Here is a 15,337-nt window from a genome sequence, read left to right as displayed (position 1 = left end):
CTAGAAAGTTGATTAGGTGCTGTGTTCAGACCTGTCAGATACTTTTCTTTTAAAATAGTATTTATATACATCTCAGAGAATCAATCAATGTTTTTTGGACAAGAAACTTGATCAGCTCTGAGATGTTTTTCGATTTCTCACACACTAAATGATTGAGAATAGCTCTCTCGTCTTCAAATAGAAATATTTTGATAAGAAATTTTAAAAAACACCGATTAGATAAATAAGAAAAATTATGGTATAATAAAACGATACAAAAAAGGAGTATATATGGACATTTCAGAAATTCGTCAAAAAATTGACGCCAATCGTGAAAAATTAGCTTCTTTTAGGGGGTCTCTTTGACCTCGAAGGGTTAGAAGAAGAAATTGCCATTTTGGAAAACAAAATGACAGAACCTGATTTTTGGAACGATAATATTGCGGCCCAAAAAACGTCGCAAGAATTAAATGAACTAAAAAACACCTACAATACTTTCCATAAGATGGAGGAGTTGCAGGATGAAGCTGAAATCTTACTAGACTTTTTAGCAGAGGATGAGTCTGTTAAGGATGAGTTGGTGGAGAAGTTAGCTGAGCTAGATCAGATGATGACTAGCTACGAGATGACTCTACTCTTGTCAGAGCCTTATGATCATAATAATGCTATTTTAGAGATTCACCCAGGATCTGGTGGAACAGAAGCCCAAGACTGGGGCGATATGCTTCTTCGTATGTACACTCGTTATGGGAACGCCAAAGGTTTCAAGGTTGAAGTCTTGGATTATCAAGCAGGTGATGAAGCAGGTATTAAGTCAGTGACCTTGTCTTTTGAAGGTCCAAATGCTTATGGACTTCTCAAGTCAGAGATGGGAGTTCACCGTCTGGTACGTATCTCACCATTTGACTCAGCTAAGCGTCGTCACACCTCCTTTACTTCTGTAGAAGTTATGCCAGAGTTGGATGATACTATTGAAGTTGATATTCGAGAAGATGATATCAAGATGGATACTTTCCGCTCAGGTGGAGCAGGTGGACAGAACGTCAACAAGGTTTCAACAGGTGTCCGTTTGACCCACATTCCGACAGGGATTGTCGTTGCATCAACCGTTGACCGTACTCAGTACGGAAACCGTGACCGTGCGATGAAGATGCTCCAGGCAAAACTCTATCAGATGGAGCAGGAAAAGAAAGCTGCTGAGGTAGATGCCCTTAAGGGGGACAAGAAAGAAATCACATGGGGAAGCCAGATTCGCTCCTATGTATTCACCCCTTATACCATGGTGAAAGACCACCGTACCAGTTTTGAAGTTGCGCAGGTAGATAAGGTCATGGATGGGGACTTAGATGGTTTCATCGATGCTTATCTAAAATGGCGTATTAGTTAAAAGAAAGGAAGTCACATGTCGATCATTGAAATGAGAGATGTTGTCAAAAAGTATGACAACGGGACAACAGCCCTACGTGGCGTCTCTGTGAAAATTGAACCAGGAGAATTTGCCTATATCGTAGGTCCTTCGGGTGCAGGTAAGTCAACTTTTATCCGTGCCTTGTACCGTGAAGTTAAAGTTGAAAAAGGAAGTTTGCAAGTTGCAGGTTTTAATCTTGTTAAGATTAAAAAGAAAGATATTCCGCTTCTTCGTCGAAGTGTTGGAGTTGTCTTTCAGGATTACAAACTCTTGCCAAAGAAAACCGTTTATGAGAACATTGCTTACGCAATGGAGGTTGTCGGTGAAAGCCGTCGCAATATCAAAAAACGTGTTATGGAAGTTTTGGATCTTGTCGGCTTGAAGCATAAGGTTCGTTCATTCCCTAATGAATTGTCAGGTGGTGAGCAACAACGTATCGCCATTGCGCGTGCTATCGTAAACAATCCTAAGGTTTTGATTGCCGACGAACCAACAGGTAACTTGGACCCAGATAACTCATGGGAAATCATGAACCTCTTGGAGCGCATCAATCTCCAAGGTACGACTGTTTTGATGGCTACCCACAACAGCCAAATCGTAAATACCTTGCGCCACCGTGTCATTGCCATCGAGAATGGTCGTGTGGTTCGTGACGAAGCGAAAGGAGAGTACGGATACGATGATTAGTAGATTTTTCCGCCACTTGTTCGAAGCTTTAAAGAGTTTAAAGCGTAATGGGTGGATGACCATTGCTGCTGTCAGTTCGGTCATGATTACCTTGACCTTGGTTGCTATTTTTGCCTCAGTTATTTTTAATACTGCAAAATTGGCAACGGATATCGAAAACAACGTCCGCGTCATGGTTTATGTCCGTAAAGATATTGAAGACAATAGTGAAACCATTGTCAAAGAAGGCCAGACAGTCACTAATAATGACTACCACAAGGTTTATGATGCTCTCAAGGCTATGCCAGCTGTTAAAAGTGTAACCTTCTCAAGTAAAGAAGAGCAGTACCAAAAGCTGACTGAAACCATGGGTGACGATTGGAAGGTTTTTGAAGGAGATGCCAATCCACTTCATGATGCCTACATCGTAGATACCAATTCACCAAGTGATGTGAAACCAGTCGCTGAAGAAGCTAAGAAAATCGAAGGAGTTTCTGAGGTTCAAGACGGTGGTGCCAATACGGAGCGTCTCTTCAAGTTGGCTTCCTTCATCCGTGTTTGGGGATTGGTCATTGCAGGACTCTTGATTTTCATCGCAGTCTTCTTGATCTCAAATACCATTCGTATCACTATCATTTCACGTAGTCGTGAAATTCAAATCATGCGTTTGGTTGGTGCTAAAAATAGCTACATTCGTGGGCCATTCTTGCTAGAAGGTGCCTTCATTGGGCTATTAGGAGCAACTATTCCATCAATCATGGTTTACTTTATCTATAACCGAGTCTACCAATCAGTTAACCCATCTTTGGTTGGACAAAATCTATCTCTGATTACCCCAGATGCTTTTATTCCATTGATGATCGGTCTTTTGTTCCTCATTGGAATCTGTATCGGTTCACTTGGTTCAGGAATCTCAATGCGCCGATTCTTGAAAATCTAAGTAAGATAGTTTACTAAAATCTATAAAAGTAGGATTCATCAGGCTTCACCGAGTCGGATGGTCCTACTTTTTATGTTGAACTTAGAAAGCAGTTGCTTGCCAATTTTTGGGAAACAGTGTATGATAGGAAAGGACCTTTTTGCTAAAAGAGTTATAGGGACTAGATGAAAGAAATCTTTTATCTCTAGAGTAATATCTAGCTCTTTTGACTTAACATAAATAATGAATGAGGATAAAATGAAACAATTTTTGGAAAAAGTGAGTATACTTTCCCTGTCGTTAGTATTGATCACATCATTTTCTATATCAAGTGCCCTACCAGCCATGTTTGATTATTATCAGGGCTATTCGACTGGTCAGGTTGAACTTCTAGTCAGTCTTCCATCCTTTGGGATTATGGCCATGCTCCTCTTAAATGGTGTTCTTGAGCGTATTTTCCCTGAACGCTTCCAGTTGACCTTGGGACTTTTGATCTTGTCAATCAGCGGAACAGCTCCCTTCTGGTATCAGGGATACTACTTTGTTTTTGCCACTCGTCTTCTCTTTGGGATTGGAGTGGGGATGCTAAACGCCAAGGCCATCTCTATCATCAGTGAACGCTACCATGGTAAGACTCGTATCCAGATGCTGGGTTTTCGTGGGTCAGCTGAGGTAGTGGGAGCCTCTATCTTGACTCTGGCAGTTGGTCAACTCTTGGCCTTTGGATGGACTGCAACCTTCCTAGCCTATGCAGCAGGTTTAGTGGTTCTTGTACTCTTCCTTCTCTTTGTCCCTTATAACAAAGAAGAAGTTCATGAGTCCAAGCAAAAGACAGAAGAAGTAGCGAAACTAACTCGCTCCATGCTACAGCTGATTTTCTTCCTAGCTGTCGGAGCAGCAGTCATTGTATGTACCAATACAGCCATTACCTTCCGTATTCCTAGTCTCATGATTGAGGCAGGCTTTGGAGATGCTCAGTTGTCTAGTCTGGTACTCAGTGCCATGCAGTTGATTGGGATTCTGGCGGGAATTAGCTTTTCTTTTCTCATCTCTGCCTTTAAGGAAAAATTGTTATTGATTGCGGGTGTAACCTTTGGTATTGGGCAAATCATCATTGCTCTTTCCCCTTCTCTCTGGGTAGTCGTTGCAGGTTCGGTCTTAGGAGGATTCGCCTACAGCATCGCTCTGACGACTGTCTTTCAATTGATATCTGAAAGAATCCCAGCAAAGCTCCTTAACAAAGCAACTTCCTATGCTGTTTTGGGATGTAGTTTTGGTGCCTCCTTAACACCATTTGTTCTTTCAGGAATTGGCTTAGTAACAACGAATGGTCGAATGACCTTTATCATTCTAGGAGCATGGATGATTGCGACATCAGTCCTTGTTTCTCTCCTATTGAAAAAAGAAGGTTAAAAAAAGAGGTTGGGCAAAAAGTTATTATAGTCAATTGAACCCAAAATAGTACATAATGTGGTATAATCTTCTTATGGCATATTCAATAGATTTTCGTAAAAAAGTTCTCGCTTATTGTGAGCGAACAGGCAGTATAACAGAAGCGTCACACGTTTTCCAAATCTCACGTAATACCATTTATGGCTGGTTAAATCTAAAAGAGAAAACAGGGGACCTAAATCATCAAGTAAAAGGAACAAAACCAAGAAAAGTTGATAGAGATAGACTTAAAAACTATCTTACTGACAATCCAGATGCTTATTTGACTGAGATAGCTGCTGAATTTGACTGTCATCCAACTACTATCCACTATGCTCTTAAAGCTATGGGCTACACTCGAAAAAAAAGAACCACACCTACTTTGAACAAGACCCAGGAAAAGTAGCCTTATTTCTTAAAAATTTTAATAGTTTAAAGCATCTAGCACCTGTTTATATTGATGAAACAGGATTCGATACTTATTTTTATCGAGAATATGGTCGCTCATTAAAAGGTCAGTTAATAAGAGGTAAAATATCTGGAAGAAGATATCAGAGGATTTCTTTGGTTGCAGGGCTAACAAATGGTGAGTTAATCGCTCCAATGACTTACGAAGAGACGATGACGAGCGACTTTTTTGAAGCTTGGTTTCAGAAGTTTCTCTTACCAACATTAAACACACCATCAGTTATTATTATGGATAATGCAAGATTCCATAGAATGGGTAAACTAGAGCTCTTATGTGAAGAATTTGGGCATAAACTTTTACCACTTCCTCCCTACTCACCTGAGTACAATCCTATTGAGAAAACATGGGCTCATATCAAAAAGCACCTCAAAAAGGTATTACCAAGTTGTAATACTTTTTTCGAGGCTCTTTTGTCTTATTCTTGTTTCAATTGACTATAAAATCAGAAAAACGCATACTATCAGGTGTTGAAAAACCTTGATACTATGCGTTTTATTTTTTTCATTTTCTGATAATACTCTTCGAAATCAAATTCAAACTGCGTCAACGTCGCCTTGCCGTATATATGTTACTGACTTCGTCAGTTCTATCCACAACCTCAAAGCAGTTCTTTGAGCAACCTGCGGCTAGTTTCCTAGTTTGCTCTTTGATTTTCATTGAGTATAAAATTGAGTTTTTGATCAACTTTTTTAGTGATCAGGCGAACATTTGCCAAAAGTAATCAATGATGTAGGTCAAGCCGTATGTGTAAACGACCAGGGTAAAGGGCTTGGTCAGGACGATAATGGTCATGTAACGCTTGAAGCTCATCTTGGTTAGAGCTGCCAGCATACAGAGAAAGTCCGCTGGACTAACTGGCCAAATCATCATAAAGATAAAGAAGCGATCAAAGCGATTACCCTTGTCTAACCAACCGATGTACTTATCATAGGTACGCTTGCTGACGACAGACTGAACAAAGGGTGCTCCGTAGAGGCGAACCAGGTAAAAGATAATGGCGCAACCAATAACGATTCCAATATAGTTATAAATAGTTCCAATAATGTGACCGTAGATAAAGACACCTGCCACAGAGGTTAGAGCACCAGGAATGATAGGAACCACCGTCTGTAAAATCTGTAAAAAGATAAAGAGTGGAGGTCCCCAGATACCGGCCTGTTGGATAAAGGCAGATAGGGTTTCCTTGGAATGCAAGACTCCAGCCTGATAGGCCCAGATACAGAAAATCAAAGTACCAACTCCACCGATGATGGAAGAAATATTAATTGCTTGCTGTAGAAGGGGAGAAACAGCTTTCATTTGTTTATCGTGTGACATGTAAACTCCTCTTGTGTAGTATGATTCTACTATACCATATTTTAAGGAGAAAGACTATTTGTATTACGAAAGTGAAGTTAGTGAAATCAGAAGTTTTTCTGATAGGACTATGATATAATAATAGGTAATTAAGAATTCGATAAAGTGGAGAGAGTCTGAAAGATACTATTGGTAAATCTATACAGTTCAGACTAGCAAAAGGAAGTTTTTATGGCAAAGAGAAAAGATTTTTCTGAATTAACCAGAGTACAAATCCCAGCAGCCCTGCACCTCATACGCTTGGGCTATACTTATCTTTCTCGGAATGGGAAGGAGATTGCAGAAAGAGATCCAGATACCAACATCCTTGTATCTGTTTTTAGAGAGCAATTTCTAAAATTTAATAACTACTTGACAGAGGAAGACTTCGAGAGAGAACTTGCTAACATCAAGCTAGAGTTGGATCAAAATGATTTGGGACGGGCTTTTTACAAACGAATCAGTGGAGAAACAAGCACGACCTATATTGACTGGGAAAATCCTGAAGCTAATACCTTCCATCTAGCCCTTGAAGTTACTTGCCAAAATGGTCAGGATGAATTCCGTCCAGATATTGTTATTTTTATCAATGGCTTGCCTCTTTCTTATATCGAAGTCAAACAGCCAAATGCTGTCCGAGATGCTCAGACTGGAATCCAGTCTGAGCAAGACAGAACCAGATACCGTTTTGAAAATCGTAAGTTCCGTCGCTTCAACAATATCACCCAGTTGATAGCCCTCTCTGATAACTTGCCTTACATCAGTGGCCAAGGTCAGCAAAAACAGGGTTCTTATTACGGATCGAACGCCTATTCAAAAACCAAGTTTAATGCCTTCAAGGAAGAAAGAGAAGAAGATTTCCTTCATTCCTTTGCCACGCTAACGGAGAACCAAATTGACTTCGTCCTAGAAGACATGAAGCGTTTTGCCCTCAAATCTCAACCAGAGTTTACAATAAATCTAAACCCTGATACACCTTGCAATACCTTTCTATCTTCTTTGTATCAGAAGGAACGCTTGCTCTTTATGCTTCGCTTTGGTCTTGTCTATGTCGAAGAACAAAGTAAGGATGGGCAGATGCAACTGCAGAAGCACGTCATGCGCTATCCTCAGTATTTTGCGACACGTGCTATTGAAGAAACGATCTCAAAAGGTGTCAAAAAAGGTGTTATCTGGCATACACAGGGATCAGGTAAGACTGCCCTGGCTTTCTTCAATATCCGCTATCTGACCAATTATTTTTCAAAACAGGGAATCGTTCCTCAGTTTTACTTTGTCGTCGATCGTCTGGACTTGGCAGACCAAGCCTTTAAGGAATTTACCAAACGAGGGCTCAAGGTGAAGCGCATCAACAATCCTCAAGAACTCAATCAAAAACAAGACGGCTATGATGTGGCTGTGGTCAATATCCAGAAGTTTAAGGATGATTCAGACCTGACTGACCGCTCTGGCTATGACCTCAATCGTCAAAATATCTATTTTATTGATGAAGCCCATCGTTCTTATAATGAACGTGGTTCCTACCTGCCAAATCTCTATCAGGCTGATACCAAGGCTATTAAAATTGCCTTGACTGGAACTCCCTTGATCACATATAAGAAAGATGGTAAGACCAAGGAAAGTCATGCGACCACACGTGATATCTTTGGGGACTACATCCACAAATATTACTACAACCAGTCTATCGATGACGGCTTTACCCTACGCTTGATGCGAGAAGATATCGAGACGTCTTATAAGGATAATCTCAGATCTATCAACGAAGAAATCCAACGTGGCGACCTGTCCAAGGAAGATATCTTTGCCCATCCGCATTACGTAGATCCTATGCTGGACTTTATCATCGAAGACTTCAATCGTGCTCGTGATCTGGTCTTTGACGATCAGACCATTGGTGGCATGATTGTCTGTGATTCGTCCAAACAGGCGCGTGAGCTTGAAAAGCAATTGGAAGAACGTCGTCAAGCTGGCTCAACCAAGTTGACTTCGGCTCTCATCCTCCATGATGAGGGAGACAAGGAAGAGAAGAAGGACAAGGTAGATGCCTACAAGGAAGGAAAGATTGATCTTATTATCGTCTACTCCATGCTCCTGACAGGTTTTGATGCACCTCGTCTCAAACGACTCTATCTAGGGCGAAAGATCAAGGCTCATAATCTTTTGCAAACTCTAACACGAGTCAATCGTCCATACAAAGACTATCTCTTTGGCTATGTCATCGACTTTGCGGATATTTCCAAGGAGTTTGACAAGACCAATCGTGCCTATCTGGAAGAACTCAACCAAGAGTATGATACGGCTCTGACTGGGGAAAATGGCGAGGATGTCTTTGGCTCGCTCTTTGTGTCAGCAGATGAGATTTCTCAAGAGTTGAGCAAGACCGAGCATATCCTCATAGACTATCCAACGGACAATCTAGAGTACTTCTCCCAAGCTATCAATGACATCAAGGATAAGAAGCAGTTAATCGACCTTCGCAAGGCCTTGGAATCTGTCAAGCAGTACTACAATATCGCCCGTCTCCTAGGCTACGATCACCTGCTCCAGCAGATTGACATTGCTCAGATTGCAACCCTGCTCAATGTCCTCTCTAGACGCATGCTGACACTGTCTCTGATCGATAAACCAGATGACTTCTCTAGTCGGACTCTTTTAAATCTTGCCATGTCTGAGACCAGTTTTAGTTTTGTCAAGATTGCTGAAGAAGAACTCCGTCTAGCAGCTAATGACTTGGAAGATTTGAAACGTCGAGTTGCAAGTGGTATTAAAAACCAACGTGATGAAAAGGATCCGGAGTGGGTCTCTCTCTACGAAGAATTCCAGCGCATCATGAAAAAACATTACATCCATGGGCAAGAAGGATTCACCATGGAGAATATCAAGGAAACCCAAAAAGACTATGAAGAACTCTTTAAGTCCGTGGAGGACTATCATACTCGTATGAGACGTCTAACCATGAACTTTAACGGAGATGAGATGGCAGCCCGTTCCTACAAGCATGTGACCAACTCGACTATGGTCAGTGAGTTTCCTGCTATCTACCATGTCATCAAGGGTTCTAAAGTCAGACTAGACCGTAAAATCGGTCAAAACCAAGGAGTGCTCGATAACGAGGACTTCCTCAAGAAGATGATTCGAGAAGAAGCTCGGATTGAAATGAAAACCAACCAATCTGCAAGTAGTTTGACGAGAGATGATTTTAAGGATATCGTCGAGTCACTATTTGAAGGATATGAAGAGGAATACCAACACTAATGAATGAAACATACAAAGTCCAAGTCCAAGGCTTGGTAGATGATTTGAAAGCTGTCTTTACCCATGCGGGACTAGGAGGAGAAGCGGGTGAGTACAAACTCCTCACCCAATCCTTCCTCTACAAATTTTTAAATGATAAGTTTTTGTATCAAGCTAAGGCACAGGATGAATCCAACACTTATGAAAACTTGCTAGCTATGAGTGAGGAAGACTATGACTGGCTTTTAGAAGACATCGGTACCAGTACGGCTTGGCTCAAGCCAGACCAGTTGATCGAAACCCTCCACCGTCAGCAAAATGAGCCGACTTTTTACGAAACTTTTGAAAATACCCTCAACCAAATCGCCATTGATAATAACGATATCTTCTCTGTTCATACAGACGGCGACACAGCTATCCGTCTCTTTGATGAGCGTCTGATTACGGATACCATCTCAGATAGCAGTAAACGTAATGAGGTGGCAAAGGCCATCATCAATCTCCTTGCACGAGTTAAGTTTGATGAAACTATCTTTTCACAAGGCTTTGACTTTTTCTCAACTCTCTTTGAGTATATGATCAAGGACTACAACAAAGACGGTGGTGGCAAGTATGCTGAGTACTATACGCCTCACTCTGTGGCTAAGATTATCGCCGATATCTTGGTGGGAGATGATAAACCTCAAAACGTGCGGATCTATGACCCATCAGCAGGTTCGGGAACCTTGCTAATGAATCTGGCTAGTCGTATCGGTGTGGACAAGACCACTGTCTATAGTCAGGATATCTCGCAAAAATCATCGAATCTCCTCCGTCTCAATCTGATCTTGAATGGACTGCAACATTCCATCCATAATATCGTACAGGGAAATACCATCATTGCCAACCGTCATCCTGAAAAGATGGACTATATCGTGTCTAACCCTCCTTTCAAGCTGGACTTTTCAGAGTGGCGTGACCAAGTGGAGACCTTGCCAGAAGCTAGTGAGCGTTTCTTTGCAGGTGTGCCAAAGGTTCCAGCCAAGTCTAAGGACAAGATGGCGATCTACGAGCTCTTTGTTCAGCATATCATCTACTCCTTGAAGCCAGACGGTCAAGCGGCTGTTGTCTTACCGACAGGCTTTATCACAGCTCAGTCAGGGATTGACAAGACTATCCGTCAACACTTGGTGGACAATCAAATGCTGGCGGGTGTCGTTTCCATGCCGTCCAATATCTTTGCGACGACAGGTACCAACGTTTCCATCCTCTTTATCGATAAGAAAAACAAGGGCGATGTCGTCCTCATCGATGCTTCAAACCTCGGAACCAAGGTCAAGGAAGGCAAGAACCAAAAGACCGTGCTGTCTCCTGAAGAAGAGCAGAAGATTGTCAAGACCTTTATCAAGAAAGAAGCCGTCGAGGACTTTTCTGTCACTGTCTCTTATGAGGATATCAAGGAGAAAAACTACTCTCTCAGCGCAGGTCAATACTTTGACATCAAGATCGACTATGTAGATATCACAGCAGAAGAGTTTGAAGCCAAGATGACCGCCTTTCAAGACAAGCTCTCAGACCTCTTCCAGCAATCGCATGCATTGGAGCAAGAGATTGAAGAGCAAATGAAGGGGTTGAAGTATGAGTGAGTGGATTAAAGCTGAAGAATATTGCGTTTCAGTATTTGATGGTACACACGATACTCCTAAAGTTACAGAAACTGGATATAAATTAGTAACTTCTAAAAATATCCTATCAAATACATTAGATTTAAATTCTGCATATTATATTTCTGAAGAAGATTTTGCAAATATCAATAAAAGAAGTAAAGTTAAACAATATGACATTTTATTCAGTATGATTGGTACAGTGGGTTCTTTGTACTTTGAAACATCTGATACAATTGATTATGCAATAAAAAATATTGGAGTTTTTTCATGTGGTAATAAGGAAAAAGCTGAATGGCTTTATTATTATTTACAATCAAACTATGCACAACAATATATAAAGAGATATTTGAATGGAGCGGTACAAAAATTTCTGCCTTTAAAAGGGCTACGAGAGTTTCCTGTTCTTCAATTTAATAATGAATTACATAATAGGATAAAAATTTTATTAAGTATTGACCAAAAAATCCAAACCAACAACCAAATTAACCAAGAGTTGGAAGCTATGGTTAAGACCCTCCATGACTACTGGTTTGTGCAGTTTGATTTTCCAGACCAGAATGGTAAACCCTACAAATCATCAGGCGGAAAGATGGTCTATCACCCAGAACTCAAACGCGAAATTCCAGAGGGATGGGGAGTTGAGAAGTTGTCACATTTTCTCACGATTAAAAACGGTAAAGATCATAAACACTTGCAAGATGGTGAGTTTGCTGTATATGGTTCAGGTGGGATTATAAGAATGGTTACAGACTATTTATATTCAGGTGAGTCGATTCTCTTTCCAAGAAAAGGTACATTAAATAATGTAATGTACGTAAATGAAAAGTTTTGGACTGTAGATACAATGTTTTATTCAGAAGTCAATAAAAACAATTCAGCATTGTATGTATTCTATTCAGTAAAAGATATTGATTTTAATAAATTAAATACAGGAACGGGAGTCCCAAGTATGACTTCTTCAATTTTATATGATTTAAATATAATTGTTCCCGAAGAAAATATTCTAGAAAAATTCAATACGATAGTTAAACAAAACTATGAAACAATCAAATTAAATAGTATTCAAAACCAAGAACTCATCCAACTTCGCGATTGGCTCTTGCCAATGCTGATGAATGGACAGGTGAAGGTGGAGTAGGGGAAAGAACAGTAAGAATTATAAAGTCGAAAGAATTTGAGGGCAAATAAATGTCAGAGCTTACTTTTTCTATATGGAAACCATTTATTAAAAGTGAAAAAAGAGGAGAGCGGTGGTTACAGCCTATTTTAAAGACTTTTGATAAGTTGAACTCATGTGATTTAAAACACGAAAAAGGGTTATATCATCTAGAAGTTGATAAAAATAAGCATTATGTATTTTTAGTTATAGAATCTGGAAAGTTAGAGCCTAGAGATACTACTGTTACAGACTATTATACAAATCAAAAACGTGAAAATCCTAAATCAGAAACGGAGCTGGAGTTTTTGAAGCAATTCTTTGTTTTATTCGATTTAGATAATAATTTATTGTATTTTTCGGATGTGAGACACCGTAAATTACTAGAAAAAATTCTTAAAGATACGACAGAGGTTGAGTTTAGTATAAAAGGTTTTTACGAAGATAAAGAGGAATTTTTAAAAATATTGTCTAGTGTTGATGAAATTCAATTTACTTCAAAAGATGATATTTTTTCAACTTTATCACAAAAACGCGAAGCTTTATATGATTTATTCGAAACTGATGGCTTAGAAGATATAACTCTGAACGTAAAGCTCTCAAGTATGAAAATAAACAAAATCAAAACATTTCTCAGAAGAATTTTGAAAGAATCTGAGAATCATCAACTTTCTGGTATCTTAATTAGAGGAAACGATGATGCTGGATTTGAACATGTGTTTAACCGAGATACGTTTATCAAAAAAATTTCAATTAATGTCGAGAAACAACAGGCAACTGGGAAATTTTTAGGTTCAGAGGTAAAAGATATTTTGCTTAAAGAAATAGAGAGTTTGGCAAATGAGAAAGTTACGAAGAAAAGATAGAATTATTTCTGGTGGTATTTTAGTAGTAAGTCTGTTTGTATCATATTTATTAAGGGGTTATGTACTACTAAATCATAGTGATACGGTATCTTTTATTTCTGTAATAACGGGATTCTTACTTTCTGCTATTGCTATACTGTATTCTTCTCCTATGCGGTCTGTTTTATATGATAAAAAATCAAACATTTATTCATCAAAATGGGAAGAAATAATAGTTAGATATTTCTATACATTTGTAGTTAGTTTACTTTATATGATGGAGTTATCTTTAAATATTAATTGTATTCCAAATTTTATCAATGTAGGTTTTTTACTAAGTATTGTCATTATAATAATTGTAGTTACAAAAGGATTGTTTAAATTACTTTTAGTCGAGATAAATGATTAAATTTTTTGAATTCAATTTTTTACCCGATTAATTTTGAAAACTATTCTTAAGTTCTGTAGAGTCGAAATACTAAAAATAGAGGAGGTCAGCAATCACTATGAGTAGTACAATTGTTGAATACAAAGACCTGATTGCTTTCCACCCAGGTCAATATATTGGAGAGTTGATTGAAGATTATAACGTAACGCAAAAAGAATTTGCGGAGAAATTGGGGGTATCATCAAAGACAATTAGCCAATTAGTGAAAGGTGAGGAATCGATTAGCAATGAGATCGCTCAGAAGTTAGAGAAGTTTACAAATATTTCGATGAAAGCTTGGCTCAATCTTCAAAACGCTTACGATGTAAAAATGGCGAAGTTCTTAGAGTAAACATGGTATAATGTCAATTATGAATAACAACAACCAACGTGCCTTTTGTCAGCAACTCTGGGCTAGAAACAAATATCTCGTTTTGAGCCATTCCAGCAATATTTACAATGAGATTCGCCAATACTTGAAGAATGAAGAGGTGGAGCTGAGTCAGGTTCAAGAGATGATTGACCGTGCTTGCCAGATTCCAGAACACAGGGGTCAGGTTTGCAATGCTTTTCAGCATATTTGGGGCTATTTCAAGAAGAAAGCAACGGAGACTGAACGCAAGGATTATATGTTTTTACTGGAGCGTTATCACTCTGGTCATGCTACCAAAGAAGAATTAATTGCTAAGACGAGAGAGTTGCTTGAACGTTACCCAAATAGATATTTACAAAATTCTACTTTGCTGAAAGGAGACTCCCATGAGACTTTGGCATGAGGCTTTGATTTCACAACTTCCCCGTCCTCAGCTCTTGGGCCAACATCGAGAATGCTGTGCCCTGCGTGGCAATGGCTGGGGCAGAAAGCATGCGACGGTTGACTATGTCTTTACCCACTCGCCCTATCGTCTCTATGGCTATCATCGCTTGATCATGGAGGAGATGGCTAGCCGTGGCTACAATGTCAGTCCAGAGTGGCTGGACAAGAACTACCGTGGCAAGACCTGCCCTCCTTATCAAGACTTAGCAGAGGAAAAGCTGAAAAGTCCGATCTATAGTGAGCATGACCATGTCTACTATGAGGAGTGTCTGGACAATCTCCGAGAGAAAGGCATAGAACTGGAGTAAGAGGCAGGATTAACTCCAATTTAAAACTCTTTTCGTAATTTTTTCGAATAATTAAATGAAACCTTTAAAACGATTCTAAGGTCTTCTTTTTGTAAGTATTTGGATTTACTTTTAATAACTTTTAAGTTATAATTTTAAAAAACCAAGCGTGAACTGAAGGACTTAAAAGAAAGAGGAGTAAGTGATGAAGAATAGTGCCATTGGGAGTAATTGGAAGGATGTTCGGTCTCAACTATTTACCAAGGAGGAAATCCTTGAAAGTGATATGCGAGTGGCTATCATGAGTGAGTTGATTGAGGCTAGACATGAGCAAGGAATTAGTCAGAAAAAACTAGAAGAACTCAGTGGAGTGAGCCAGCCTGTCATAGCTAGGATGGAAACAGGAAAGACGAGCCCTCAGTTGGATACGGTCTTAAAAGTTTTAGCCAGTTTAGGCAAGACACTAGCAGTCGTTCCACTTGAACAGGAAAAAAGTTGATTAAACTGACTTATAGTCTTTTCTAATAACAAGCCATAGGCAACTCTCGGTTTAATCAAGTTTGACTATGAACATGGCTATCTTGAAAATCTATTAACCATTGTCTATCAAGGATTTGGGGAATCTTCTCCAAATCTTTTTTTGTTCTTTGAAAAACGATATAGTTTCAAACTATATCAAAGCCTAATTTTTTACAATTATACAGACAGTTTCTTTTCT

14 protein-coding genes and 1 pseudogene are annotated in these 15,337 nt (G+C 39.4%); 14 read left to right on the top strand and 1 reads right to left on the bottom strand.

Annotated features, from left to right (window positions below):
- Nucleotides 1-270: 270 nt before the first annotated feature.
- From prfB to QEZ38_RS00660, 5 genes are all read left to right on the top strand, one after another.
- Nucleotides 271-1,366 (top strand): peptide chain release factor 2 gene (gene prfB / locus QEZ38_RS00680; RefSeq protein ID WP_148131633.1). Its coding sequence is split into 2 segments (ribosomal slippage): nt 271-342 and nt 344-1,366, totalling 1,095 coding nucleotides; the frame shifts between segments, so codons are not numbered across the junction.
- Nucleotides 1,367-1,381: 15 nt separating this feature from the next.
- The gene (gene ftsE, locus QEZ38_RS00675) at nt 1,382-2,074 is read left to right on the top strand and encodes a cell division ATP-binding protein FtsE (protein ID WP_049548597.1); all 693 of its coding nucleotides are present in this window, start codon (nt 1,382-1,384) and stop codon (nt 2,072-2,074) included.
- Nucleotides 2,067-2,993, top strand: a complete 927-nt coding sequence (gene ftsX, locus QEZ38_RS00670) for a permease-like cell division protein FtsX (RefSeq protein WP_075232086.1) — start codon at nt 2,067-2,069, stop codon at nt 2,991-2,993. Before ftsE ends, ftsX begins: the two co-directional genes overlap by 8 nt.
- A gap of 237 nt (nt 2,994-3,230) precedes the next feature.
- Complete coding sequence (locus QEZ38_RS00665) at nt 3,231-4,385, top strand: MFS transporter (protein WP_281334667.1); 1,155 nt, start codon at nt 3,231-3,233, stop codon at nt 4,383-4,385.
- A gap of 73 nt (nt 4,386-4,458) precedes the next feature.
- Nucleotides 4,459-5,306 (top strand): IS630 family transposase gene (locus QEZ38_RS00660; protein WP_281334705.1). Its coding sequence is split into 2 segments (ribosomal slippage): nt 4,459-4,777 and nt 4,777-5,306, totalling 849 coding nucleotides; the frame shifts between segments, so codons are not numbered across the junction.
- A gap of 262 nt (nt 5,307-5,568) precedes the next feature.
- Here QEZ38_RS00660 and QEZ38_RS00655 read toward each other — a convergent pair.
- On the bottom strand, nt 5,569-6,189 hold the full coding sequence (locus tag QEZ38_RS00655; RefSeq protein ID WP_281334666.1) for a TVP38/TMEM64 family protein: 621 nt from the start codon (nt 6,187-6,189) through the stop codon (nt 5,569-5,571).
- Between the two features lie 210 nt (nt 6,190-6,399).
- Here QEZ38_RS00655 and QEZ38_RS00650 point away from each other — a divergent pair, with 210 nt between their 5' ends.
- From QEZ38_RS00650 to QEZ38_RS00610, 9 genes and pseudogenes are all read left to right on the top strand, one after another.
- On the top strand, nt 6,400-9,462 hold the full coding sequence (locus QEZ38_RS00650) for a type I restriction endonuclease subunit R (RefSeq protein ID WP_281334665.1): 3,063 nt from the start codon (nt 6,400-6,402) through the stop codon (nt 9,460-9,462).
- The gene (locus QEZ38_RS00645; protein WP_281334664.1) at nt 9,462-11,066 is read left to right on the top strand and encodes an HsdM family class I SAM-dependent methyltransferase; all 1,605 of its coding nucleotides are present in this window, start codon (nt 9,462-9,464) and stop codon (nt 11,064-11,066) included. Before QEZ38_RS00650 ends, QEZ38_RS00645 begins: the two co-directional genes overlap by 1 nt.
- Nucleotides 11,059-12,225, top strand: coding sequence for a restriction endonuclease subunit S (locus tag QEZ38_RS00640; protein WP_281334663.1), 1,167 nt, complete (start codon nt 11,059-11,061; stop codon nt 12,223-12,225). The genes QEZ38_RS00645 and QEZ38_RS00640 overlap by 8 nt, the downstream gene beginning before the upstream one ends.
- Nucleotides 12,226-12,275: 50 nt before the next feature.
- On the top strand, nt 12,276-13,109 hold the full coding sequence (locus QEZ38_RS00635; protein WP_281334662.1) for a hypothetical protein: 834 nt from the start codon (nt 12,276-12,278) through the stop codon (nt 13,107-13,109).
- The gene (locus QEZ38_RS00630; RefSeq protein WP_281334661.1) at nt 13,084-13,497 is read left to right on the top strand and encodes a hypothetical protein; all 414 of its coding nucleotides are present in this window, start codon (nt 13,084-13,086) and stop codon (nt 13,495-13,497) included. Before QEZ38_RS00635 ends, QEZ38_RS00630 begins: the two co-directional genes overlap by 26 nt.
- A gap of 97 nt (nt 13,498-13,594) precedes the next feature.
- A pseudogene (locus QEZ38_RS00625) lies at nt 13,595-13,864 on the top strand (HigA family addiction module antitoxin); the annotation flags it as partial.
- A gap of 22 nt (nt 13,865-13,886) precedes the next feature.
- Nucleotides 13,887-14,291, top strand: coding sequence for a YbgA family protein (locus QEZ38_RS00620; RefSeq protein WP_281334704.1), 405 nt, complete (start codon nt 13,887-13,889; stop codon nt 14,289-14,291).
- The gene (locus QEZ38_RS00615; RefSeq protein ID WP_281334659.1) at nt 14,275-14,640 is read left to right on the top strand and encodes a TIGR02328 family protein; all 366 of its coding nucleotides are present in this window, start codon (nt 14,275-14,277) and stop codon (nt 14,638-14,640) included. The genes QEZ38_RS00620 and QEZ38_RS00615 overlap by 17 nt, the downstream gene beginning before the upstream one ends.
- A gap of 184 nt (nt 14,641-14,824) precedes the next feature.
- Complete coding sequence (locus tag QEZ38_RS00610; RefSeq protein ID WP_000797748.1) at nt 14,825-15,118, top strand: helix-turn-helix domain-containing protein; 294 nt, start codon at nt 14,825-14,827, stop codon at nt 15,116-15,118.
- Nucleotides 15,119-15,337 lie beyond the last annotated feature (219 nt).

Origin of the sequence: Streptococcus taonis (assembly GCF_029948085.1) — a bacterium.
In the GTDB taxonomy this organism is placed as follows: Bacteria; Bacillota; Bacilli; order Lactobacillales; family Streptococcaceae; genus Streptococcus; species Streptococcus taonis.
This window is presented reverse-complemented; position numbering and strand designations above follow the sequence as displayed.

Coding starts and splice junctions, on each gene's coding strand:
- QEZ38_RS00650 (WP_281334665.1), top strand. CDS start 6,400: ATGGCAAAGAGAAAAGATTTTTCTGAATTAACCAGAGTACAAATCCCA.
- QEZ38_RS00610 (WP_000797748.1), top strand. CDS start 14,825: ATGAAGAATAGTGCCATTGGGAGTAATTGGAAGGATGTTCGGTCTCAA.
- QEZ38_RS00630 (WP_281334661.1), top strand. CDS start 13,084: ATGAGAAAGTTACGAAGAAAAGATAGAATTATTTCTGGTGGTATTTTA.
- QEZ38_RS00640 (WP_281334663.1), top strand. CDS start 11,059: ATGAGTGAGTGGATTAAAGCTGAAGAATATTGCGTTTCAGTATTTGAT.
- QEZ38_RS00635 (WP_281334662.1), top strand. CDS start 12,276: ATGTCAGAGCTTACTTTTTCTATATGGAAACCATTTATTAAAAGTGAA.
- QEZ38_RS00655 (WP_281334666.1), bottom strand. CDS start 6,189: ATGTCACACGATAAACAAATGAAAGCTGTTTCTCCCCTTCTACAGCAA.
- ftsE (WP_049548597.1), top strand. CDS start 1,382: ATGTCGATCATTGAAATGAGAGATGTTGTCAAAAAGTATGACAACGGG.
- QEZ38_RS00665 (WP_281334667.1), top strand. CDS start 3,231: ATGAAACAATTTTTGGAAAAAGTGAGTATACTTTCCCTGTCGTTAGTA.
- QEZ38_RS00615 (WP_281334659.1), top strand. CDS start 14,275: ATGAGACTTTGGCATGAGGCTTTGATTTCACAACTTCCCCGTCCTCAG.
- QEZ38_RS00620 (WP_281334704.1), top strand. CDS start 13,887: ATGAATAACAACAACCAACGTGCCTTTTGTCAGCAACTCTGGGCTAGA.
- ftsX (WP_075232086.1), top strand. CDS start 2,067: ATGATTAGTAGATTTTTCCGCCACTTGTTCGAAGCTTTAAAGAGTTTA.
- QEZ38_RS00645 (WP_281334664.1), top strand. CDS start 9,462: ATGAATGAAACATACAAAGTCCAAGTCCAAGGCTTGGTAGATGATTTG.